The organism is Mycobacterium shimoidei (assembly GCF_900417275.1).
GTDB lineage: Bacteria > Actinomycetota > Actinomycetes > Mycobacteriales > Mycobacteriaceae > Mycobacterium > Mycobacterium shimoidei.
Window position 1 is genome coordinate 4,088,857 of the sequence record NZ_UEGW01000001.1, and the last position, 19,987, is coordinate 4,108,843.

The window sequence follows — 19,987 nt, forward strand, 5'->3', positions numbered from 1 at the left end:
CGCCTACGGCTGGCCGGGCTTGAGCCGTACGAACAGCGCCTCGGCGTCGGTCAACACTGTGTCGCCGTCGCACAACCGTCCCTCGACGAAGATCTTGCGGCCGTCCACGCGACTTATTCCGGCGTCGACGTGAAGCTCTTTTTCGATCGGCACGATCTGGCGGTAGTTGACGTGCAGGTAGGCGGTGCGCTGATAGGGCCCACCGGTGAGCACCGCCGAGGCCAGCCCGAGCACCGAATCGAAGAGGTGCGCGACCTCGCCGCCATGCACGGCGCCGTTGCGGCCCAGATGAAACCGGCGAAAGTAAGCCCAGCCGCGGATGCGGCCGTCGTCTGTTTTCTTCATCTTCATCGGCACCGACAACAGGTTGCCGCGCATCGGCAGGTCCATTCGGCGGCCCGACGGGGAGCGCCATTCGTCGGTGTCGAACGGGCTCAACAGGTCGGACACCTTCTCGATGAGGTTGGCCGCCTCGCTGATCACCTCGTCGGGTGCGTCGACGGCGCGGGCGTGATCCTGCAGCGCTCGCATGGCGTCGATGAACCGGCCGTAATCCGGACCGCCCTTGGTCGTCGGCTCGGGCGGGTTGAATCCGCCGCCGGGATGTTTGGCGTTCACTCTGCGCTCACCGCGCGGTCCACTCGCACTTTTGCACGGTAGCCGCAGAGTCAGTTGGCGCTCAGCTGGGCCCCGGCCGCCGCGAGTGTCTCGAACTCGTCGTCGGACAGTGTGATCTCGGCGGCGGCGACGTTTTCCTCCAGGTGCGCCACGCTGGATGTGCCCGGGATCGGCAGCATTACCGGTGAGCGCTTGAGCAGCCACGCCAGCGCCAGCTGCGAGGGCGTCGCGTTGTGTTCGGCGGCGATCTTCTGCAGCGGTCCGTCCGGCGCGGCCAACGGCCCGGCCGCCAGCGGGAACCACGGGATGAATGCGATCCCCTGCTCGGTCGCGGCGTCCACCAGCGGCTCGGCGGTCCGCGCGGCCAGGTTGTACAGGTTCTGCACCGACACGATCTGGGTGATCTGCTGGGCCTCGGTGAGCTGGTCGACGGTGACCTCGGACAGGCCGATGTGCCGGATCTTGCCTTCGTCTTTCAGCTTGGCCAACTCGCCGACCTGGTCGGCCAGCGGAAAGTTGCGATCCACCCGATGCAGCTGGAACAGGTCGATGGTCTCGACGCCCAGGCGCCGCAGACTCATCTCGCATTCCTGGCGCAGGTAGCTGGGATTGCCCAGCGGGATCCATACATCCGGCCCGGTGCGCAGCAGCCCCGCCTTGGTCGCAATCACCACGCCGTCATAGGGATGCAATGCCTCGCAGATGATCTCCTCGGCAATGTAGGGACCGTACGAGTCTGCGGTGTCGATGAAGTTGACGCCGAGTTCCACCGCGCGGCGCAACACCCGCACCGCTTCGTCGCGGTCGGCCGGCGGGCCCCACACGCCCGGGCCGGTGAGGCGCATCGCGCCGTATCCGAGCCGGTTGACCGTGAGGTCGCCGAGAGTCAACGTTCCGGAAAGTTGCGCAGTCACAGTGCCGACCGTACGCGTGGCAAGCTGAAATGCGTGGACCTAGACACGCTGGCAGACTTTCCGCTGACCTATCCAGAAGTGGGCGCGACGGCCGGTCCCCCGCCGCCTGGCTACAAGTACCTGGGGTTTTCCAGCCAAATCGGAGTGGGCCAGAAGCGTTTTCAGGACGCCGCGGCCGCGGTGATGCACTGGGGCATGCAGCGCGGGGCCGGGTTGCGGGTGCGGGCCAGCAGCGACGTCGTCACCATCGGCGCCGTGGTCATGGTCGGGCTCGGTTTCGTGTGGGCGCCCTGCCGGGTGGTCTACGTCATCGACGAACCCGACATCAAAGGTTTCGCCTACGGCACGCTGCCCGGCCACCCGGAGTCCGGTGAGGAGCGCTTCGTGGTGCGCCACGACCCGGTCACCGCCGCGGTGTTCGCCGAAGTGTCGTCGTTCTCCCGGCCGGCCAAGTGGTGGAGCAAAGCCGCCGGGCCACTGCTCACGCTGGGTCAGCGGATCATCGCCAAGCGCTACGTACACGCGGTGTAGAAAACACGGCTCGGCGACCGCGGCAAGAGCACGCGGTCGCCGAGGGTCCGGCCGGCTAGTGCCGGGCTGGTGTGGCCGTGTGGTACGCCTGCGCCAGCCGGGCGAGCGCGACGGCGCCGAGCAACAGGCCGAAGTCGCGCAGCGCGATGTCGTAGTAGCCGGAATAGGTGACCAGGTTGATGATGATGCCGGCCAGCCAGGCGGCAACCACCCAGCCGCCGATGCGCGGCGCGACCGCGACGAGTATCCCGGCCGCGATCTCGATCACGCCCACCAGATACATGCACTGGTCAGCGGTGCCGGGCACGATGTCGTCGATCCAACCGGCCAGATACATGCTCCAGTGATGTGGATGTGTCAGCAAATTGAAGAACTTGTCCAGACCGAACAGGATCGGCGCGACGGTGAACCCGAGACGCAGCAGCGCATACGCGGAAAACGCTGGGTCCTTCAGTCGGTCCACAGTGGTGGAACTGCTTTGGGTAGCGGTCATGATTTCCTCCTGAACCTAACGGATACTAATTTGGACGTTAGAACCTGTACACTCTAACGTCAAGAGTTCTACTACTTAGAAGTGGGCAAAATGGACGACCTGCAGCGCGATGCCGCCGGCATCGGTGCGCTGGCCGACCCGGTGCGCCGTGACCTTTACCGGTATGTCTGCTCGCAAGACGGGCCGGTCAGTCGTGACCAGGCGGCGCAGGCCGTCGGCATTGCCCGCCACCAGGCGAAATTCCACCTCGATCGGCTGGAGGCCGAGGGGCTGCTGGAATGCGACTACGCGCGGTTGACCGGGCGGTCGGGTCCCGGTGCCGGACGGACCTCGAAGCGGTACCGGCGCGCCCGCCGCGACATCGCGGTCAGCCTGCCGCGACGCGACTACGAGCTGGCCGGGCGACTGATGGCCGATGCCATCGCCTCGTCGGCACTGACCGGCGTGCCGGTCATCGAGGCGCTGCACCAAATCGCCCGCGACTACGGCCGCGCCATCGCCGACGGCCAACGGGCGGGCGACGGCAAGTCAGCGCTCTTACTTGCCGCGGCAGTGCTGGCCGAGCACGGTTACGAGCCACGACGTGTTGACGACGAGATCCACTTGGCCAATTGCCCGTTTCACGCGCTGGCCCAGCGCCAGACCGAACTGGCCTGCGGCATGAACCATGCCCTGATCTCCGGCGTGGCCGAGGCGTTCACCCCGCACTGTCCGCGCGCACGGCTGCAGCCGCACCCGGATCAGTGCTGTGTGGTGGTGACGGCGGGGGACTGATCGCCCCAACGGGTCAACAGGCTTTCCGCGCCCGCGCACAGTCGCTCGATCACGTCGGCGACCGGTTCCACGCCGGTGATCTTGCCGACGCCCTCACCGGCGTCGACGGGCGCGACCCGGTAATCCTCGGCCTCGATCGCCGCGGCAAGCTCAGCCTGCGCGCCGGGATCGTCAGCCAGCGCATCTTCGTGGCCGTCCCAGCGTGCGACGAAGTCGTTGCGCAGCACACGCGACGGAAACCGCTGCGGCCATGGACGTCCGCGGCCGACGTCGAAGACCCGGGTGGCCGTGGTGTCGGTTTCGCGCGCGGCGATCAGTGCTTGGCGGCCGGCGTCGCTGGTCAGTGCCTCGGGGCAGGCCGACAAACATGTGCCCAACCACACCCCGCTGGCCCCGGCAGCCAGAACTGCGGCCAGGCTTCGCGGCGAGGCGATTCCGCCGGCGGCCAGCACCGGTACCGACACCGCGTCCAAGACCGCATCGAGCAGTGGCAGCAATGCGATCTTGGCCTCCCCGTGGCCGCCGCCTTCGGCGCCGCGGGCAATCAGCACGTCGATGCCGGCGTCTTGCGCACGCCGGGCCTGGTCGACATCGTAAACCTGTGTGGCCGTGGCGATTTCGGCATCATGCGCGGGCGTCACCCATGACAGGTCGGTACCGAAACTGACCGACAACAGTACCGGTCGCGCGGCCAGCGCCGCATCGAACAGCTCCGGTTCCTGGCGCATCACCCAGTCGACCAAGCCGATGCCGAACCTGCCGCGCACGTGCTGCAGTTCGGCACGCAGCGATGACGCCGATCCGGCACTGCCCATGCCGACCATGCCCAGTCCGCCCGCCGCGGTGACCGCCGCGGCAAGCCGTCCGCCGGCGACTCCGCCCATCGGGGCGTTGACGATCGGCACCGCCAGCCCCATGGCTCGGGACCACTGCGTGGAGAGCACCCGCTATGCCAGCTATGCCGTCGACAGACTCTTGAAGACGGTCAGCATGATCACCGAATCCTCGACGGCCTGCAGTGAGTGCCGTTGCGGCGGGATGATGACGTAGTCGCCGGTCTTACCCTCCCACTTGTCGTCGCCGGCGATGAGCTGCACGTGCCCCTGCAGGACCTGCAGCGACGCCTGACCGGGGCTGTCGTGTTCGGCAAGGCCCTGACCGGCCAACAACGCCATCACGGTCTGCCGGAGTTCGTGGTCGTGCCCCCCGTGCAGGGTGTGCGCGGCGCGCCCACTGTGCGCTTGCCGGGCCTCGGCCAGCTTTTGGTCGGCCAAGCCGGTCAGCGAGATGGATTCCATCGATGCGTCCTTCGGTCGCGGTTTCAGCTGGACAGTAGAAGGATCCCGGCTGCCGCCAGGGCGAACACCTTGACCAGCTCGAGGCCTACATAAGCGTAGTGGGCACGCGACCGTGGCGCGTTGAGGCCGGCCAGCACCTTGTCCGACCGGCGGTTCAGCCACGGGCGCACCAGGAGCAGCTGACCGGCCAGCACGGCGAACGCGACGACAAAGGCGACGTTGGCAGCCGGAGTCGGCAGATCGATCAGCATGGCCACCAAGATGACGACCGCCAGGATGACCTCGACGGTGTTGAGTGCCCGAAAGACCAACCGGCCGATCCCGAGCCCGATCTGCAGCGTCACGTTGGGGGCACGGAACTTCAGCGGTGCTTCCAAAAATGAAATGGCCAGCACCATGCCCAGCCAGAGGAAGGTCAGGGCGACGGCGATCGCAGGTGCAGTACTCATGTGACGGTGTCCGTTCGGGTTAGGTGAGCCAGGCAGAGGTCTGGCTCCGCGAACGCGTCCAGGCGGTCGACGGTCACTGGCGCGTTCCAGGCTTCCAGCGCTCCCTGCATGAGCCCGAGGTGGATCGGGCAGACCACGGCGGTGCGGGCCTCGGCCAGCTCCAGAAACGGGCAGTGCCGCAAACCGACCCGATGTTGGCCGCGGCGCTCGGGTGCGAACCCGAGCTCGTCGAGAACCTCGAGAAGGTGCTCGACGGATTTCTTGACTCCTACCTTTCCGGTAGGCGATTGCAGCTGCCGTCCCCACGCCCGACCGGCAGCCAGAGCCTTTGTACCCGGGTCGCTCTCCGCCGCGAACGCCAAGCTGAGGATCTCGGCGAGCACCTGGTAACTCCGTGGGCCATCCCGGTCCATCCGGGCAGTTGCCCGAAACATCAGCGGCGGCCGGCCCGGCCGCTTGTGATCCGCCGCCACCTGCTCGACCTGGCCGGCATTGACCAGCCTGTCGAGATGGAAGCGCACGGTGTTGGGGTGCAGATGTAGCTCGTCGGCGATCGCGGCGATGCTCATCGGGGCGCTCGCCGATTTGAGCACCCGCAATACGTCACGGCGATGACCGACCGGTTCGGTTGTTGTCTTGACGATCTCGCTCACGCTCCTTGCGCTTCGTCCGCCTTCGGCAGGCTAGCCACCAGCGGAGCGTCCACGCCCAGCGGCCCCACCTTGGCCGCTCCCCCCGGTGAACCCAACGGCTCGTCTCGTCCCGGCAACGTCTCACTGAAGAACGCTGCATTGTCGGCTATGTACGGCTGCAGATCCTCGGGCAGGTCGTCTTCGTAATAAATCGCGTCAACCGGGCAAACCGGTTCGCATGCTCCGCAATCCACGCACTCGTCGGGGTGAATGTAGAGTGCGCGCGCGCCCTCGTAAATGCAATCGACCGGGCACTCATCGACGCATGCCCGATCCATCACGTCGACGCAGGGCTTTCCGATCACGTACGTCATGCGCTAGAGTTTACACAAGTGGACTTGTGAAAACTAGAGGAGGCATGAAACTGCATGGCCGAGAACGAACTTGACGTCCGACAGCTACCCAAGCCGCAAAAACACCCGAAGATATTCGCCACCTATGCCGCCCTGTCGGTCGGTGAGTCGTTCGTGCTGGTCAACAACCATGATCCCAAGCATCTGCGAGACGAGTTCGAACTGGACCACGCCGGCAGCTACGGCTGGGAGTACGTGGAAAAAGGGCCTGAGCGCTGGCGTATCCGGATCACCAAGCTTGCCACCACCCCGCTGCCCCGGGTCCTCGCCAACACCGGCGAGATCGCAGCCGAGCCCGACGTGGCCGGGGCGGTGTGGAAGCTGGAGGTCCGCGATCGCGATCTGGATTCGAATGTCATCTCGCTGGCGCCGGGCGGCGGAATTGACGCGCACGCCGGCGCTGACGTCGACGTGTTGATCCACGTGCTCGCCGGTGGCGGCCGGCTCACCACCGAGCGAGGCGACATCGAGCTGGTCCCGGGGGCGTTGCTGTGGCTGCCTAAGCGGTCCCGACGCCAGTTCAGCGCCGGCCCGGATGGCCTACGCTATTTGACCGTGCACCAGAAACGGGAGATCCTCCCGCTGATGCCGACCGTGCGGCAGGCGGTCTGATGGCTTTCCCGACATCGGCCAACCGGACCGACGACACGCGACGGTCGCGAACGCGGCGGAGCCGGTCGCAACGGGCCGTCGCCGACAGCCAGGTACAAGGCCACTGGCTGCTCGCCCGGCTCGGCAAGCGGGTGCTGCGGCCGGGCGGCATCGAGCTGACCCGCAAGCTGTTGGCCCGCGCCGACGTCACCGATGCCGACGTGCTCGAGCTGGCACCGGGATTGGGCCGCACCGCGACCGAGATCCTGGCCCGCGGCCCGCGGTCATACATCGGCGCCGAGCAAGATCCCGACGCCGCCCGCACGGTCGAGGAGATTCTGAGAAGCCAGGCCGGACACGGCGATGTGCGCGTTACTGACGCCGCGGATACCGGCCTGCCCGACGCCAGCAGAGACGTTGTAATCGGCGAGGCGATGCTCACCATGCAGGGCGACACCGCCAAGCGCACCATCGTGTCCGAGGCGTCGCGAGTGCTGCGTCCGGGTGGGCGCTACGCCATCCACGAACTTGCGCTTACGCCTGACGACATCTCCGAAGCGGTGAAGACCGATGTCCGCCAGTCGCTGGCGCGAGCGATCAAAGTCAATGCCCGCCCGCTGACGGTGACCGAATGGACCCAGCTGCTGGCCGACAGCGGCCTGGTGGTCGACGAGATCGCAACGGCGCCGATGGCGCTGCTGCAACCGCGCCGCCTCGTCTCCGACGAAGGTCTGCTCGGGACACTGCGATTCGCCAAGAATCTGCTGACCCATCGCGATGCGCGGCGGCGGGTGCTGATCATGCGCCGCACCTTCCGCAGATATCGCGACCAGTTAACCGCGGTGGCCATCGTGGCCCACAAGGCACGCTAGTTTTCGTCCATTTCGTCGAACACGGCCTGGGCGATCCGAAAGGCACTGTTGGCGTCGGGCACACTGCAGTAGATGGCGGTCTGCAACAGGACTTCCTTGAGTTCATCGCGAGACAGCCCGTTACGCAGGGCCGCCCGGATGTGCGCCGCCAGCTCCTCGTCGCGGCCCCGCGCGATCAGCGCGGTCAACGCGATCATCGAGCGGCTGCGGCGGTCCAGCCCCGGGCGCGCCCAGATTGCGCCCCACGCGTATTCGGTGATCAGAGTTTGAAAGTCGCGGGTGAAATCCGTCGTTCGGGCCTCGGCCCCCTCGACGTGGCCGTCGCCAAGCACTTCACGTCGCACGGCCATCCCGCGGTCGTATCGGCTATCGCTCATTTCATCTCCACTTCCTCAGGGTGGCAAGCACATCGGCGACGCGGTCGGGTTGCTCGGCGGGTGCCAGGTGTGCGGCGTTGGGTACCTGTACGAAACGGCCACGGCTCACGTTCGTTGCGATGAACCGCACCGAGTCGGGTGGAGTCGCGATGTCGTTGGCGCCGGCGACCGCAACGATCGGCGTATCGATCTCGCCGAGCCGAGCGCGCGCGTCGAATTCGGCCAACGCCTCGCAGGTACGCGCGTAGCCGTCGTCGTCCACCCGGCGCAACGAGTCCAACAACGCCTGCGCCGATCGTGGGTTGCGCTCGAAAAACCCCGGTGAGAACCACCGTCGAACCGATCGGGAGACCACTTCACCGGTACCCGCATCACGCACCACCTGGGCGCGGGAACGCCAATCATCCGGGTCGCCGAGCCGGGCGGCCGTGCAGATCAGCGCGGCTGACAAAATCCGCTCCGGGTGGGTGAGCAACAGCTGAAGCCCGACAGCGCCGGCGACCGACACACCGGCATAGGTGAACGGCTCCGTGCCCAGCTGGTGATCCACCAATTTGATGACCGCGGAAGCCAAGTCGGCGATGCTGAACCCCTCGCGCGGCGGAGGACTAACACCATGGCCCGGTAGATCCCACCCGATCACGTGATAGTGACTCGCCAGCCGGCGGGCCGCTGCCGACCACAGCGTCGCCACCGAGGTTCCCAGCGAGGGGCCCACGATCAGCAACGGAAGGTCAGGCGTGCCCCCCAGCTGTGATCCGCGGATAGCGGGGATGCTCATTGGTGACCCTCGAGAATCCGCCGGGCCTGATCCAAGCTGTCATCGATGATCCGCTCGACGCTACCGAAATAGGCTGGCGATGCTGCCTTTCCGGCGAGCTGCGCTATGTCGCGCTGTTCGCTGAATACATCGGCGCCATCGAGATTCTCTGCCATCCGATCTGCGTGGACCTCGAGCCCGGAAACCAGCTCAGTGCATTGCGAGCCCGCGACAACGGTCCGGCGGGCCAGTGTGCGCAGCGTGTCCCATTCAGCGTGCCAGGTGCCGTCTGGCCGTTCGTCGTGCGCCAACGCGGCCGCAGTGTGCAGTGTCGCCGCCAGGGGTGGCGCTGCCAGCGTGGCGCGTCGAATCAGGATGGACAACACCGGGTTACGTTTGTGGGGCATACTCGACGATCCGCCTCGATTGGCGGCGGCCGGCTCGCTGAGCTCGGCGATCTCCGGCCGCGCGAGCGTGACGATGTCCGAGGCGATATGCCCCCAGGCGTCGGTACACCCGACCAAAGCATCGGCGAGCGCAGTGACCGGCGCCCTCGTCGTGTGCCAGGGCGCGCTGACTTCCAGGTTCAAAGCGTCAGCAGTGGCGTGCACCAACTGTATGGAGACCTCGCTGGACGCTAATTCGGTTGTCGCGGCGAGCGTTCCACCGGCTCCGCCGATTTGAATCGGATAGCGCAGCGCTCGCAGCTGGTGGTAGGCGTCGACGACTCCGTTCAGCCAGCCGGCAACCTTTGCGCCGAACGTGGTCGGCACGGCGTGCTGGGTCATCGTGCGGGCCACCATCGGCGTGGTCCGGTGGGTTGCCGCCAAGTCCGACAGTGTCGAAATCTGTTCGGACAATTGGGTTGTGAGCGTGTCGACGGCGGCTCGGGCGCCCAACATGAGGCTGGTGTCGAGAACGTCCTGGCTGGTGAGGCCGCGGTGAATCCATCGGCTGACCTCCGGTGTCGTGCGCTCACGCAGCAGTGAAACCAAGCCGATGACCGGGTTGCCGCCGTCTTCGGCACCAGCCGCCAGTATCTCGCGGTCCCGCGGTTGGATCAGCTGGCCGAGGTCAGCGGGCGGCGCCAGCCCGTGGGCGGCCAGCGTAGCCAGCCAAGCCGATTCCACCGCAACCATCGACGCCAGCAGGGCCTGGTCAGTCATCAGCTCACCGGCCCGGTGATCTCCCGGCCACAGCAGGTTCGTCATGCCGAATCATCCTGGTATGTCAGGAAAACCGTCTCATGCCTGCCCTGCAGATGGATGTCGAAGCGGTATCCGCCCGGTTCGGCGGCGCACAGCAGGGTGTTGCGCTGTCCGGCGTCGAGTGCCGACAGCAGCGGGTCGTCGTTGACGTCGGCGCCGGGCAGATAAGCGCGAGTGAACAGCCGGTTCAACAACCCTCGGGCAAAGACGGTGATCGCAAAGAACGCCGGCCGCCCGGGGGTCAGCGTGGTAAAGCTGTAGTGCCCGGCGGCGTCGGTTGCGCACCTGCCCCATCCGGTGAACGTGTCATCATCGCGCCGTAGCGAACCGGTTTGCGCGATGACGTTGCCGTCTGGATCAGGCTGCCACAGTTCGACCAGTGCATCTGGAATGCCCTCCCCCGCGCCGTCGTACACCGTCCCGTGCAGCCGCACCGCACCTGGGTGAGCGTCACCGACCAACTGGTTGTCGCCAGGATAGGGCAACGCGCAGTGGAAGAATGGGCCGACGGTTTGCGCTGGGGTGCATGAGAATTCAGGCATAGCCACCCGCCAGCACAATGTCCCAACGATAGCCCGTCGCATACTCGGGTTCAGTGAGATCGTGATCGTAGGCGGCGATCAGACGTTGGCGGGCAATGGGATCGGTGATCGACTGGTAGATGGGGTCCAGATCCAATAGCGGATCGCCCGCAAAGTACATTTGGGTGACCAGCCGTTGGGTGAAGGCGGTTCCGAACAGCGAAAAGTGGATATGTGCTGGCCGCCAGGCATTTTCGTGATTACGCCAGGGGTAAGGTCCCGGCTTGATGGTCAGGAAACGGTAGGTCCCGTCGGCCTGGGTCAGGCAGCGGCCGACGCCGGTGAAGTTCGGGTCGATCGGCGCCGGGTGTTGGTCGCGTTGATGGTGGTAACGGCCGCTGGCGTTGGCTTGCCAGATCTCCACCAGTTGTCCGGCCAGCGGCCGGCCCGCCGAGTCGAGCAGGCGTCCGGTCACGATGATGCGCTCGCCGATCGGCTCACCGCGGTGCCCCGCGGTGAGGTCCGCGTCGACCGGATGGACGTCTCGCTCGCCGAAGCACGGGGCGGAAAGCTCGAGCTGCTCGGGGTCTACCCGCACAAACGGCGACTGCGGATGCCGCAGTGCGCTGCTGCGATACGGCGGATAGTTCAGCAGCGGCTGGATTTGGTGGTTGTCTCGGTATTCGGCTGCGATGCTCGCGATCTCCGCCGTGATGTCACGTTGGGACGCCGCCATGGTTGCAGACCGTACCGTCAGGTCGTGGCGAGTGGCTATGTGTCACGTTCCTCCTCCTCGGCGTGCACCTCGAGGACCGTCGCAACCGCATGCCATTCGTCGTCGCAGGTGGGCGCGGTCGGCGACGTGCGCAGCAGCACGGCGACCTGGTCCAGCTGGCCGCTCCGAGGGCCGCGCAGCCATATCACTTGTTTCCTCAAATTCGGATTAATCACGATTAGGTCTACGCATGTACGGTCTTATTGGCGTCAGGGCCTCGTACTGTGCAGCTCCCGTTGACCAGAGCCCCCCACTGCGACATCCTCTAATTGACAGAATTGTGCTCTGTTCAGCAGACAAAGTGTTGCTTCGCTGAGATTGGGATCCTGCCTATGGCCGATCACCGGGAAGTCTTCGACGCTGTCCGGCGTGGAATGGTTCCCGCGCACATCTACAACGACAAAGAACTCTTCGAGCTCGAAAAGGAGCGGCTGTTCAGCCGGGCCTGGATCTACGTGGCCCACGAATCGGAGATCCCCCACGACGGCGACTACGTGGTGCGGCGAGTCCTCGACGACTCGTTCATCATCACCCGCGACTCGAACGGTGACATCCGCGCGCTCTTTAACATGTGCCTGCACCGCGGGATGCAGGTGTGCCGTGCAGAGATCGGTAACGCGTCCAACTTCCGCTGCCCGTACCACGGGTGGACGTACCGCAATGACGGTCGACTCACCGGCCTGCCATTCCACCGAGAAGCGTACGGCGGTGAGGATGGATTCCCCAAGGATGGCCAAAGTCTCTTGCCTGCACCGAATCTCGCCAGCTACAACGGCTTGATCTTCATCAACATGGACCGCGACGCACAGCCGCTGGAGGACTTCCTCGGCGATTTCCGGTTCTATTTGGACTTCTACACCAAACAGAGCACCACCGGCCTGGAGGTCCGCGGCCCGCAGCGCTGGCGGATCAAAGCCAACTGGAAGATCGGCGCGGAAAACTTCGCCGGCGACATGTACCACACCCCACACACCCACGCCTCGATCGTCGAGATCGGGCTCTTCCGTGAACCCAAAGCCCAGAAGCGCAAAGATGGCGCCACTTACTGGGCCGGGTGCGGGGGCGGCACCACCTACAAGCTCCCGCCGGGCAGTTTCGAGGAACGCATGCGCTATGTGGGTTATCCAGACGACATGATCGATCGCGTCAAGGACGTCTGGTCGCCCAGGCATCGACAGATGGTTGGTGACGATGGGTTCATGATCTCGGCCGCGTCGTGCTTTCCGAATCTCAGCTTTGTGCACAATTGGCCCAAAGTGCAGGACGGTTCGCACAAAGAAGAAAGCGTTCTACCGTTCATCTCGATCCGGCTCTGGCAGCCGATCAGTGAGAACGAAACCGAGGTGTGCTCGTGGTTCGCGGTGGACTCGGCGGCGCCGCCGGATTACAAGCAGAACTCGTACAAGGCTTATCTGATGTGCTTCGGATCGACCGGCATGTTCGAGCAGGACGACGTGGAGAACTGGGTGTCGTTGACCACCACCGCTGGCGGCTTGATGGCGCGCCGACTGCTGCTCAACAGCCGAATGGGTCTGCTCTGCGATGACCGACCGGTCGTCGAAACACTCCCCGCGACAGCCTTTCACGGGCCCGGCCGCGCTCAAGTCGGCTACAACGAGCACAACCAGCGCGAGCTACTCAAACTGTGGGCCGAGCACCTGGAGTCGGCGTGAGACCACTACCGTTCAACGACGATCGACACCTCCAGGCACACCAGTTCCTGGTTGACGAAGCCTACCTACTCGACGCGCAGGAGTACGACGCGTGGCTGGACACCCTGACCGATGACATTCGCTACCTGATGCCGGTGCGAGTCACCACGGCAGTGGGCGCCGGCTTCGACACCTCGCCGGGCATGGCGCATTTCGACGAGGACAAGTACTCACTGACCCGACGGGTGGCCCGGTTGCGCACCGAACATGCCTGGACCGAGGATCCGCCGTCGCGGCTGCGACACTACATCACCAACGTGCGCACGTTCGCCGGCGAGGACGCCGATCACCTGATCGTCGAATCTGCCGAACTGCTGTTCCGCAGCCGCGGTGATCGCAACGAGGCCGCGCTGGTGTCCTGCGGCCGGCGCGACATGCTGCGTCGCTGCAATGATCGACTGAAGCTCGCGCGGCGCACCATCATGGTCGACGAGTCGGTATTACGCATGCAGAATTTGGCGGTGTTCCTGTGAACGGAGAAACTCTCACCATCGCAAACGAATTCACCGAGGTCGAGGTTCGCTGCATCGATACCCGCAACGGGGCACGCTTGCTGATCACTGCTGTCAAGTCCGGGCAGTCGATCAGCCTGGATGCACTCGAGCTCGAGGCACTGACCCGCCAGAACACCCGAACACTCGAGTCAATGGTGGGCAATACGGACGGACCACTGCTGCCATGACCGGTTGGCTAGCCGGCAAGCGCGCACTGGTGGTGGGCGCCGGATCGGGAATCGGCAGGGCTGTGGTTGACGCGTTCCTGGCCGAGGGCGCGAAAGTGGCCGTGCTCGAACGCGATCCGGGCAAGTGCGACACCCTGCAACAGCAGTGTCCCGAGGTACCGGTGGTCAGTGGCGACGCGATCAGTCGCGACGCCAACGAGCGCGCGGTGGCCGCCGCGGTCGAGCGCTTCGGCGGGCTCGACACACTCGTAAACTGTGTGGGAGTTTTCGACTTCTACAAGGGAATCCGCGACATCGACGCCGAGGACCTCGAGGCGGCGTTCGAGGAAATGTTCCGCACCAACGTGCTCAGCCATCTGCAATCGGTCAAGGCTGCGGTGCCGGCGTTGCACGCCCAGGCCGGGTCGTCGATCGTGCTGGCCGAATCCGCGTCGTCGTTTTATCCCGGACGTGGCGGCGTGCTGTATGTGGCGTCGAAGTTCGCGGTGCGCGGGCTTGTCGCCGCGCTTGCCCGGGAGCTCGCACCGCGGATCCGGGTCAATGGCGTGGCCCCGGGTGGAACGCTGAACACCGACCTGCGCGGTCTGAAGAGCCTGGGACTCGCCGATATTCGCCTCGACGACAACCCCGATCGCGAACGTGAGCTGGCATCGCGTACCCCGTTGAACGTCGCACTCTCCGGGCAAGACCATGCCTGGAGTTTCGTGTTCTTCGCCTCGGATCGGTCCCGCGGGATCACCGGCGACACCGCGCATCCAGACGGTGGATTCGGGCTGTGAGCATTCTGCAGGACGAGCGCTCGCTGGTTGCATTGGCGTGCCGGGTCGCCGCTGCGCGCGGATTGGTCGACGGCATCCTCGGTCACCTGAGTCTGCGTGTCGACGACGAGCGACTGCTGGTTCGTTGCCGCAGTGACTCCGACACCGGTGTGGCGTTCACCCGGCCAGATGACATCCGTCTCATCAAGCTTGACGGAACTGCCGGTGCCGCAGGTGAACTCGACGGTTACCGGGTGCCCAACGAGCTTCCGATCCACGTCGAAACCCTGCGGGCCAATCCCCGATACCGGGCGGTGGCGCACCTACATCCGCCCGCGGTCGTCGCCGCCGATCTCGCTGGTATCACCCTCCGGCCGATCTACGGGGCCTACGACATCGCCGGCGCCTGGCTTGCCCGGGGCGGTATCCCCGTTTATGAGCGGGCGGTACTGATCCGTGATGCTCAGTTGGGCCGGGAAATGGTGGCAGCGATGCGTGACCGTCCCGTCGTGATCTGCCGCGGCCATGGCATCACCAGTGCCGCGGCCACCGTTGAACAAGCCGTGCTGCAGGCGATCAGCCTCGACGAACTGGCCCGCATGGCGCTGCGCGTGGTCGCCACGGGCGGCGCGCTGCGTGATATCGCTGACCGGGATTGGGATGATCTGCCCGATTTGGGCTCGGCGTTCACCGTCGAAGCGGCCTGGCGACATGAGGTAGCCCGGTTGGCTCAACCGCCCGGCGACGATGCAGAGCGCGTAGCGCGATGAGGTGGGGGCACCTCCCGCTTGCGGGGGCAAGCTGGGCAAATCAACCCAGCTGATCGCCAATTTCCTTGGCCGCCTCCATAAGTGCGGCTGCCACCGTCGAATATTTCGACTTGGTCAGCCGATGCTGGGGCGCTGCGGCGTTGAGCGCCAAGCGAAGTCCCGGCGCCCGCGTCGGGATCAGGACTGCGACCGACGCAACCCCTTCCTCGCTCTCTTCCCGGTTGACCGCGTAACCCTGCTCGCGAATCCGGGCCAACTCGGCTTCCAGCGCCGCGCGGTTGCCAATCGATCGCGGGGTGATGCGCTCCAGTTTCTCGTCGGACAGCAACTGATGCAGCTCGGGCTGGGGCAGCTGCGCGAGCATGACCTTGCCGGTCGAGGTGCAATGTGCGGGCATGCTGCGCCCCAGCCTGGAAGCCACCCGCACCGCTGCTGGGCCCTCGACCGCAGCGATGAAGCGAACAGCGGCGCCGTCGAGCATCCCGACATGAATCGTCTCCCGCAGCCGCTCCCTGAGACTGCGCATTACCGGCGCGGCCGTTCCGGCAATGTCGATGCGTCCAAAGATCGCAAACGCCACACCGGTCAACGCCGGACCCGGCAAGTAGGCCTTCGAGACCGGGTCCTGCCGTACGAAACCGCGGTAGGCGAGCATCGCCAACAGCCGGTGCGCGGTCGACGACGCCACGCCCAGGTAGCGAGTTGCCTCGGTCAATCGGATCTCAGGTTTTTCGCCCAGCAGCAGCAACAACCTGAGCGCCTTGTCGACCGACTCGATCGGGTACTGGGGCGCAGCCGCTCCCCGATCCTGTTTCTGCATGGCAGAAACGGTACCTGCCACGCGGTACGAGCTGCCACGTTGAGTCGCTGACTACACATCCGAACCCGGTCGGGCATCCTTGAGCCATGACGGTGGATGCCCTGCTGCACTCGATCCCTCCGCTGACGGTGTATTTCGTCGTCGGCATCGTGGTGGCGATCGAGAGCCTGGGAATCCCGCTGCCGGGCGAAATCGTGCTGGTCGCAGCGGCGCTGCTGTCGTCACGCCACGAGCTGGCGGTCAACCCGCTTGGCGTCGGCGTGGCCGGGGTGATGGGCGCGGCTGTCGGTGATTCGATCGGCTATTCGATCGGCAGGCGGTTCGGTCTGCCGTTGTTCGATTGGCTGGGCCGACGGTTTCCGCGGCATTTCGGCCCGGGACACGTGGGTCTCGCGGAACGCGTATTCATGCGGTGGGGCTCGTACGCGGTGTTCTTCGGCCGGTTCATCGCACTGTTGAGGATCTTGGCCGGACCGCTCGCCGGCGCCTTGAAGATGCCGTATCGACGTTTCCTGGCCGCCAACGTTGCCGGAGCGATGTGTTGGGCCGGGGGCACCACCGCGCTGATCTATTACGCCGGGATCGCGGCCGAGCGTTGGCTCGAGCGGTTCTCCTGGATCGCGTTGGTGGTCGCTGTGCTGGCCGCCACCGCCGCCGCCGTCACGCTGCGTAAACGCACCGCACAAGCAATTGCGGAATTCGAAGCGGAACAGCGTCAGGAATCCGGCCATACGACTGTTTAGATAACGCTTTTGCGGGTGTCCCGGTCGCTCGGGCACAAGTTTGCTATCACGCGTTGTCAAATTTGGCTGCGGCCGGCTACCCAACGAACTCGGCCGGACCATGACTTAACGTCGTTAATCCACTAGCGCAGCGCGGTTTTGGCGAATCGTTCCACCCGCGGCCGAACGGGGTTCCGACGGCGACGAGCCGGCTCGGCGCAACCCCCGGCTGATGTTCGCTCGCTGACTTTTAAAAAAGCCGAATTTACTAGGTGTGGCGACCTCTCAGCGCATGCTCAGTGCTTTCTTAACCATCCGCCCATGGACTCTTGGCGCGCATTGGTGTTATATGAATGAGATCTGTAAATACGACGTCTGTCTTCAGGCACTAGGGCGGGCATCCTTCGCGGCTTTATGCCGAGCGATCAGGAGTTCACCATGAGCTTTGCCACAGCAGAAACACCGTCCAGTCACTTGATGCTGAGCAGCCGTCTGGTTTCCGAACTGGCGAATGCACGTAGCACCCTACGGACCACCACAGAGCGCAACGGTCCGTCCGTAATCGTTTATGCCGGAGGCGAAGTCGACGCCTCGAACGAGGCCACCTGGCGTCACCTACTGACCGAGGCCGCAGGCCGCACGAGCCCACCCGGAGCGCTCGTCGTCGACACCAGCGGCCTGGACTTCATGGCTTGCTGTGCCTACGAAGTCCTCGCCGAAGAAGCCGAGCGCTGCCGGCGTCGCGGCGTGGAGTTGCGCCTTGTCAGCAACCAGCCCGGAGTTGGTCGGGTTGTCAACGCGTGCGGGTTGAGCGAACTGCTGCCCGTCGACGCCAGCCTGGACGCCGCGCTTCCCGCCGGCGAGCCAGTCGACTGGTAAGAATTCGCCTCACCTCCTGCCGCCAAGGTTTACCGCTCGACAGATCGGGCATCGTAAAACCGTGGGCATCAAAGGCGCTTCCAAACAAGGACAGGTCGTCGTCGTGACCGGCGCCAGCGCTGGAATCGGTCGCGCCACGGCGCAACTACTCGGCCAGCGAGGCGCCCATGTCGGCCTGCTGGCACGCGGCGAGACGGGTCTGGACGGGGCGGCCGCCGACGTTCTGACCGGCGGCGGCGAGGCGCTGGCGATCCCTACCGACGTATCGGACTACGACGCCGTCGAGCAGGCAGCGCAACGCGTCGAGGAACGCTTCGGGCCGATCGACGCATGGATCAACGTCGCCTTCAGTTCGGTGTTCGCACCGTTCGCGGAGATCACACCGGACGAGTTTCGCAGGGTGACCGAGATCAGCTACCTCGGCTTCGTGTACGGGACGATGGTTGCACTCAAGCGGCTCCGGGCGCGCAACGCCGGGACAATCGTGCAAGTGGGATCGGCGTTGGGCGATCGCGCCATTCCGCTTCAGTCCGCGTACTGCGGAGCCAAACACGCCATCAACGGCTTCACCGAATCGCTGCGAACCGAACTGCTGCACGAGAACAGCAGAGTACGAGTCACCATCGTGCAGATGCCGGCGGTCAACACTCCCCAATTTTCTTGGGTGCTATCACGTTTGGACAAACACCCACAACCTGTGCCGCCGATCTATCAGCCTGAGGTAGCGGCACGCGGGGTGCTGCATGCGCTCGATCATCCGCGCCGCAAGCAGTATTGGGTCGGCGCAAGCACCGTCGGCACGATCATGGGACAGCGGATGGTGCCCGCGGTGCTCGACCGCTATCTGGCGCGTACCGGATACGAGTCGCAACAAACCGATCAAAGGGTTCGCTCCGGTAACCCGGCGAACCTTTGGGAACCGCTCGACGGACCAGGCGGCACAGACCATGGCGCCCATGGCGTGTTCGACGACGAGTCACATGGGCACTGTGCGCAGTTCTGGCTGACTCGACATCGTCGCTCGTTGGTTGCGGCCGGCCTGATGGCGGGTCTGCTCGCCGCCGGGCGTAGTTTTCGGCCCGCCGGCTCTTCGCCGCTGCGCCGCCGTTAACCGGTGGATAACCCGCTGCGGGCGCTGCGCAGATCATCGACGAATGACGCGAACGCCTTCTCCCGATCGGTGCGGTCACGAAGTACCGCCGACGGGTGCACGGTGGCTACCAGCTGCGGCGTGGGGTCGGCCCGCACACCGAGGCCGTCAGGCAGCTGCAGCAGCTCTCCCCGGTGTGCCGATACCCGAAATGCCGGGCCCAGCACTGCTTGGGCCGCGGTGGCGCCGAGCAGCACGATCAGCTCGGGTTGCAGCGCGTCGATCTCGGCGATGAGCCAGGGCCGACAGGCCACGACTTCGGTGCGACTGGGTTTTTGGTGTATTCGTCGTTTGCCGTTCTTGCGGGTGAACTTGAAGTGCTTGACGGCATTGGTTTGATACGTCAGATCCGGATCGATGCCCGCGTCGTCGAGCGCGCGCGCCAGCAGCCGGCCGGCCGGCCCGACGAAGGGCAGTCCCTCGATGTCCTCGCGGTCGCCGGGCTGTTCGCCGACCAGCATGAGCGGTGCATCCGGCTGCCCATGCCCGAAGACGGTCTGGGATGCGTTCTTGTAGAGCGTGCAGCCGTGGCAGCAGCTTGCCGCGGCTTCCAGCGAAGCCAAGCTGCGATTGTCGGGCAGATAGCCTTCCGCCCCGGCCAGCCCGGCCGCCCCGGCCATTGGAATCAGCGATTGCCGGTGACGATGTCGCGGGCGCGATCAAGCATCGCCGCGAACGGCCCCGCCATGAGGTTCGCGAGCTGGGACTCCACGCCCGGGTGCGGATGGGTCGGCGCGATCGCTTCGGCGAGCTTGGCGGCGCGACCCATCTTTTCGAGTTCGTCGCTGCTCAGTTCGCGCTGTAGCTTGGCGAACTCCTGCTTTTCTTCTCGTTCGGCATGCTTGGCCACGGTGTCACGAAATTTCGTCAGTTCAGTGGCGAACTCGGGCGAGCCGACGTCGAGCTTCTCCAACAGGGTGAGGGTCACTTTCGCGGCGTGTTCTTCTTTGAGCCGGGCAGTTACCACGTCTTTGCCGTTAGACAGCTTGCGCTTGGCGCGCGGGTGGACGATTTCCTCCTCGGCCGTCTCATGCACTGCAAGCAGGCGTCGCAGCTTGACGAACGGCGCCTGACGGTCGTCGCCCGTGGCATTGAGGGTCTCGTCGAACAGTCCCTTGATCTGTTCGTGCTGGCTGACAAGGAACTCGACGACGTCGGTCGGTGTCTTGGCGGCGTCCGGCATTGGTTGCCTCCTCACATAGGGAGTGGCGCGCGGGCTGTCGATGCGCGCAAAAAAGACGGCTACCCGACGGGTCTGGCCACGAAAC

Annotated in this window: 29 protein-coding genes; 12 read left to right on the plus strand and 17 right to left on the minus strand. The window is 65.4% G+C overall.

Features of this window, described 5'->3' with window-relative positions; all coding sequences use genetic code 11:
- Positions 1-3 precede the first annotated feature (3 nt).
- Together MSP7336_RS19625 and MSP7336_RS19630 are read right to left on the minus strand one after the other, a co-directional pair.
- Positions 4-618 (minus strand): PaaI family thioesterase, encoded by a 615-nt coding sequence (locus MSP7336_RS19625; RefSeq protein WP_069396670.1) that lies wholly within the window; start codon positions 616-618, stop codon positions 4-6.
- Between the two features lie 50 nt (positions 619-668).
- Positions 669-1,532: an aldo/keto reductase gene (locus tag MSP7336_RS19630; RefSeq protein ID WP_113964388.1), complete on the minus strand. Its 864-nt coding sequence runs from the start codon at positions 1,530-1,532 to the stop codon at positions 669-671.
- Positions 1,533-1,565: 33 nt separating this feature from the next.
- Between MSP7336_RS19630 and MSP7336_RS19635 the strand changes: the two genes are divergently transcribed.
- On the plus strand, positions 1,566-2,063 hold the full coding sequence (locus MSP7336_RS19635) for a DUF1990 domain-containing protein (RefSeq protein WP_069396696.1): 498 nt from the start codon (positions 1,566-1,568) through the stop codon (positions 2,061-2,063).
- Positions 2,064-2,118: 55 nt separating this feature from the next.
- On the opposite strand, the gene MSP7336_RS19640 is transcribed toward MSP7336_RS19635, so the two are convergent.
- Positions 2,119-2,556 carry an Rv2617c family stress response/phage resistance protein gene (locus tag MSP7336_RS19640; RefSeq protein WP_069396668.1) on the minus strand — a complete coding sequence of 146 codons (438 nt, stop codon included), beginning with the start codon at positions 2,554-2,556 and terminating at the stop codon, positions 2,119-2,121.
- Positions 2,557-2,646: 90 nt separating this feature from the next.
- On the opposite strand from MSP7336_RS19640, the gene MSP7336_RS19645 reads away from it, so the two are divergent.
- Positions 2,647-3,330 carry a helix-turn-helix transcriptional regulator gene (locus tag MSP7336_RS19645; protein ID WP_069396667.1) on the plus strand — a complete coding sequence of 228 codons (684 nt, stop codon included), beginning with the start codon at positions 2,647-2,649 and terminating at the stop codon, positions 3,328-3,330.
- Here MSP7336_RS19645 and MSP7336_RS19650 read toward each other — a convergent pair.
- From MSP7336_RS19650 to fdxA, 5 genes are read right to left on the minus strand one after another with little or no spacing between them, the layout of a single operon-like run.
- On the minus strand, positions 3,297-4,274 hold the full coding sequence (locus tag MSP7336_RS19650) for an NAD(P)H-dependent flavin oxidoreductase (protein ID WP_113964389.1): 978 nt from the start codon (positions 4,272-4,274) through the stop codon (positions 3,297-3,299). The two genes, MSP7336_RS19645 and MSP7336_RS19650, sit on opposite strands and share 34 nt — an antisense overlap.
- 12 nt (positions 4,275-4,286) lie before the next feature.
- Complete coding sequence (locus tag MSP7336_RS19655; protein ID WP_069396665.1) at positions 4,287-4,628, minus strand: cupin domain-containing protein; 342 nt, start codon at positions 4,626-4,628, stop codon at positions 4,287-4,289.
- Between the two features lie 23 nt (positions 4,629-4,651).
- Positions 4,652-5,077: a hypothetical protein gene (locus MSP7336_RS19660; RefSeq protein ID WP_069396664.1), complete on the minus strand. Its 426-nt coding sequence runs from the start codon at positions 5,075-5,077 to the stop codon at positions 4,652-4,654.
- Positions 5,074-5,730, minus strand: coding sequence for a helix-turn-helix transcriptional regulator (locus MSP7336_RS19665; RefSeq protein ID WP_069396663.1), 657 nt, complete (start codon positions 5,728-5,730; stop codon positions 5,074-5,076). Before MSP7336_RS19665 ends, MSP7336_RS19660 begins: the two co-directional genes overlap by 4 nt.
- On the minus strand, positions 5,727-6,083 hold the full coding sequence (gene fdxA / locus MSP7336_RS19670) for a ferredoxin (RefSeq protein WP_069396662.1): 357 nt from the start codon (positions 6,081-6,083) through the stop codon (positions 5,727-5,729). The genes MSP7336_RS19665 and fdxA overlap by 4 nt, the downstream gene beginning before the upstream one ends.
- 54 nt (positions 6,084-6,137) lie before the next feature.
- Here fdxA and MSP7336_RS19675 point away from each other — a divergent pair, with 54 nt between their 5' ends.
- Complete coding sequence (locus tag MSP7336_RS19675) at positions 6,138-6,734, plus strand: DUF2249 domain-containing protein (protein ID WP_069396661.1); 597 nt, start codon at positions 6,138-6,140, stop codon at positions 6,732-6,734.
- A complete protein-coding gene (locus tag MSP7336_RS19680; protein ID WP_069396660.1) occupies positions 6,734-7,585 on the plus strand; it encodes a class I SAM-dependent methyltransferase in 852 nt (283 codons plus the stop codon). Before MSP7336_RS19675 ends, MSP7336_RS19680 begins: the two co-directional genes overlap by 1 nt.
- Here MSP7336_RS19680 and pcaC read toward each other — a convergent pair.
- From pcaC to MSP7336_RS23910, 6 genes are read right to left on the minus strand one after another with little or no spacing between them, the layout of a single operon-like run.
- Entirely contained in the window at positions 7,582-7,962 is a 381-nt protein-coding gene (gene pcaC, locus MSP7336_RS19685; RefSeq protein WP_069396659.1) for a 4-carboxymuconolactone decarboxylase, read from the minus strand. The two genes, MSP7336_RS19680 and pcaC, sit on opposite strands and share 4 nt — an antisense overlap.
- Before the next feature lies 1 nt (position 7,963).
- On the minus strand, positions 7,964-8,743 hold the full coding sequence (locus tag MSP7336_RS19690; RefSeq protein WP_069396658.1) for an alpha/beta fold hydrolase: 780 nt from the start codon (positions 8,741-8,743) through the stop codon (positions 7,964-7,966).
- Complete coding sequence (locus tag MSP7336_RS19695) at positions 8,740-9,933, minus strand: lyase family protein (protein WP_069396657.1); 1,194 nt, start codon at positions 9,931-9,933, stop codon at positions 8,740-8,742. The genes MSP7336_RS19690 and MSP7336_RS19695 overlap by 4 nt, the downstream gene beginning before the upstream one ends.
- On the minus strand, positions 9,930-10,472 hold the full coding sequence (pcaG, locus tag MSP7336_RS19700) for a protocatechuate 3,4-dioxygenase subunit alpha (RefSeq protein ID WP_069396656.1): 543 nt from the start codon (positions 10,470-10,472) through the stop codon (positions 9,930-9,932). Before pcaG ends, MSP7336_RS19695 begins: the two co-directional genes overlap by 4 nt.
- Entirely contained in the window at positions 10,465-11,187 is a 723-nt protein-coding gene (gene pcaH, locus MSP7336_RS19705) for a protocatechuate 3,4-dioxygenase subunit beta (protein ID WP_069396655.1), read from the minus strand. Before pcaH ends, pcaG begins: the two co-directional genes overlap by 8 nt.
- A gap of 35 nt (positions 11,188-11,222) precedes the next feature.
- Complete coding sequence (locus MSP7336_RS23910; RefSeq protein WP_181786858.1) at positions 11,223-11,375, minus strand: hypothetical protein; 153 nt, start codon at positions 11,373-11,375, stop codon at positions 11,223-11,225.
- A gap of 183 nt (positions 11,376-11,558) precedes the next feature.
- Between MSP7336_RS23910 and MSP7336_RS19710 the strand changes: the two genes are divergently transcribed.
- The 5 genes from MSP7336_RS19710 to phtC are packed head-to-tail and all read left to right on the plus strand — an operon-like array spanning position 11,559 to position 15,148.
- Positions 11,559-12,899 (plus strand): aromatic ring-hydroxylating dioxygenase subunit alpha, encoded by a 1,341-nt coding sequence (locus MSP7336_RS19710; protein WP_069396654.1) that lies wholly within the window; start codon positions 11,559-11,561, stop codon positions 12,897-12,899.
- Complete coding sequence (locus tag MSP7336_RS19715; RefSeq protein WP_069396653.1) at positions 12,896-13,411, plus strand: 3-phenylpropionate/cinnamic acid dioxygenase subunit beta; 516 nt, start codon at positions 12,896-12,898, stop codon at positions 13,409-13,411. The genes MSP7336_RS19710 and MSP7336_RS19715 overlap by 4 nt, the downstream gene beginning before the upstream one ends.
- On the plus strand, positions 13,408-13,620 hold the full coding sequence (locus tag MSP7336_RS19720; protein WP_069396652.1) for a dihydrodiol dehydrogenase: 213 nt from the start codon (positions 13,408-13,410) through the stop codon (positions 13,618-13,620). Before MSP7336_RS19715 ends, MSP7336_RS19720 begins: the two co-directional genes overlap by 4 nt.
- Positions 13,617-14,399 carry a 3-(cis-5,6-dihydroxycyclohexa-1,3-dien-1-yl)propanoate dehydrogenase gene (gene hcaB, locus MSP7336_RS19725; RefSeq protein ID WP_069396651.1) on the plus strand — a complete coding sequence of 261 codons (783 nt, stop codon included), beginning with the start codon at positions 13,617-13,619 and terminating at the stop codon, positions 14,397-14,399. Before MSP7336_RS19720 ends, hcaB begins: the two co-directional genes overlap by 4 nt.
- Positions 14,396-15,148 carry a 3,4-dihydroxyphthalate decarboxylase gene (gene phtC / locus MSP7336_RS19730; RefSeq protein ID WP_113964390.1) on the plus strand — a complete coding sequence of 251 codons (753 nt, stop codon included), beginning with the start codon at positions 14,396-14,398 and terminating at the stop codon, positions 15,146-15,148. Before hcaB ends, phtC begins: the two co-directional genes overlap by 4 nt.
- A 40-nt stretch (positions 15,149-15,188) precedes the next feature.
- On the opposite strand, the gene MSP7336_RS19735 is transcribed toward phtC, so the two are convergent.
- Positions 15,189-15,968 carry an IclR family transcriptional regulator gene (locus MSP7336_RS19735; protein ID WP_113964391.1) on the minus strand — a complete coding sequence of 260 codons (780 nt, stop codon included), beginning with the start codon at positions 15,966-15,968 and terminating at the stop codon, positions 15,189-15,191.
- Positions 15,969-16,054: 86 nt separating this feature from the next.
- On the opposite strand from MSP7336_RS19735, the gene MSP7336_RS19740 reads away from it, so the two are divergent.
- From MSP7336_RS19740 to MSP7336_RS19750, 3 genes are all read left to right on the plus strand, one after another.
- Positions 16,055-16,711: a DedA family protein gene (locus MSP7336_RS19740; protein ID WP_113964392.1), complete on the plus strand. Its 657-nt coding sequence runs from the start codon at positions 16,055-16,057 to the stop codon at positions 16,709-16,711.
- 417 nt (positions 16,712-17,128) lie between these two features.
- Entirely contained in the window at positions 17,129-17,569 is a 441-nt protein-coding gene (locus MSP7336_RS19745) for an anti-sigma factor antagonist (protein WP_113965114.1), read from the plus strand.
- Between the two features lie 61 nt (positions 17,570-17,630).
- Complete coding sequence (locus tag MSP7336_RS19750; protein WP_244917497.1) at positions 17,631-18,680, plus strand: SDR family oxidoreductase; 1,050 nt, start codon at positions 17,631-17,633, stop codon at positions 18,678-18,680.
- On the opposite strand, the gene MSP7336_RS19755 is transcribed toward MSP7336_RS19750, so the two are convergent.
- Both MSP7336_RS19755 and MSP7336_RS19760 read right to left on the minus strand, forming a co-directional pair.
- On the minus strand, positions 18,677-19,339 hold the full coding sequence (locus tag MSP7336_RS19755; RefSeq protein WP_113964393.1) for a UdgX family uracil-DNA binding protein: 663 nt from the start codon (positions 19,337-19,339) through the stop codon (positions 18,677-18,679). The genes MSP7336_RS19750 and MSP7336_RS19755 overlap by 4 nt on opposite strands.
- A 5-nt stretch (positions 19,340-19,344) precedes the next feature.
- On the minus strand, positions 19,345-19,902 hold the full coding sequence (locus MSP7336_RS19760; protein ID WP_069396646.1) for a hemerythrin domain-containing protein: 558 nt from the start codon (positions 19,900-19,902) through the stop codon (positions 19,345-19,347).
- Between the last annotated feature and the right edge of the window lie 85 nt (positions 19,903-19,987).

Bases quoted from the DNA above. Each gene is read 5' to 3' on its own strand.
- MSP7336_RS19640 (WP_069396668.1), bottom strand. From the start codon at position 2,556: ATGACCGCTACCCAAAGCAGTTCCACCACTGTGGACCGACTGAAGGAC.
- MSP7336_RS19645 (WP_069396667.1), top strand. From the start codon at position 2,647: ATGGACGACCTGCAGCGCGATGCCGCCGGCATCGGTGCGCTGGCCGAC.
- MSP7336_RS19655 (WP_069396665.1), bottom strand. From the start codon at position 4,628: ATGGAATCCATCTCGCTGACCGGCTTGGCCGACCAAAAGCTGGCCGAG.
- MSP7336_RS19660 (WP_069396664.1), bottom strand. From the start codon at position 5,077: ATGAGTACTGCACCTGCGATCGCCGTCGCCCTGACCTTCCTCTGGCTG.
- fdxA (WP_069396662.1), bottom strand. From the start codon at position 6,083: ATGACGTACGTGATCGGAAAGCCCTGCGTCGACGTGATGGATCGGGCA.
- MSP7336_RS19675 (WP_069396661.1), top strand. From the start codon at position 6,138: ATGGCCGAGAACGAACTTGACGTCCGACAGCTACCCAAGCCGCAAAAA.
- MSP7336_RS19680 (WP_069396660.1), top strand. From the start codon at position 6,734: ATGGCTTTCCCGACATCGGCCAACCGGACCGACGACACGCGACGGTCG.
- pcaC (WP_069396659.1), bottom strand. From the start codon at position 7,962: ATGAGCGATAGCCGATACGACCGCGGGATGGCCGTGCGACGTGAAGTG.
- MSP7336_RS19690 (WP_069396658.1), bottom strand. From the start codon at position 8,743: ATGAGCATCCCCGCTATCCGCGGATCACAGCTGGGGGGCACGCCTGAC.
- MSP7336_RS19695 (WP_069396657.1), bottom strand. From the start codon at position 9,933: ATGACGAACCTGCTGTGGCCGGGAGATCACCGGGCCGGTGAGCTGATG.
- pcaG (WP_069396656.1), bottom strand. From the start codon at position 10,472: ATGCCTGAATTCTCATGCACCCCAGCGCAAACCGTCGGCCCATTCTTC.
- pcaH (WP_069396655.1), bottom strand. From the start codon at position 11,187: ATGGCGGCGTCCCAACGTGACATCACGGCGGAGATCGCGAGCATCGCA.
- MSP7336_RS19710 (WP_069396654.1), top strand. From the start codon at position 11,559: ATGGCCGATCACCGGGAAGTCTTCGACGCTGTCCGGCGTGGAATGGTT.
- hcaB (WP_069396651.1), top strand. From the start codon at position 13,617: ATGACCGGTTGGCTAGCCGGCAAGCGCGCACTGGTGGTGGGCGCCGGA.
- MSP7336_RS19735 (WP_113964391.1), bottom strand. From the start codon at position 15,968: ATGCAGAAACAGGATCGGGGAGCGGCTGCGCCCCAGTACCCGATCGAG.
- MSP7336_RS19740 (WP_113964392.1), top strand. From the start codon at position 16,055: ATGACGGTGGATGCCCTGCTGCACTCGATCCCTCCGCTGACGGTGTAT.
- MSP7336_RS19745 (WP_113965114.1), top strand. From the start codon at position 17,129: ATGAGCTTTGCCACAGCAGAAACACCGTCCAGTCACTTGATGCTGAGC.
- MSP7336_RS19755 (WP_113964393.1), bottom strand. From the start codon at position 19,339: ATGGCCGGGGCGGCCGGGCTGGCCGGGGCGGAAGGCTATCTGCCCGAC.
- MSP7336_RS19760 (WP_069396646.1), bottom strand. From the start codon at position 19,902: ATGCCGGACGCCGCCAAGACACCGACCGACGTCGTCGAGTTCCTTGTC.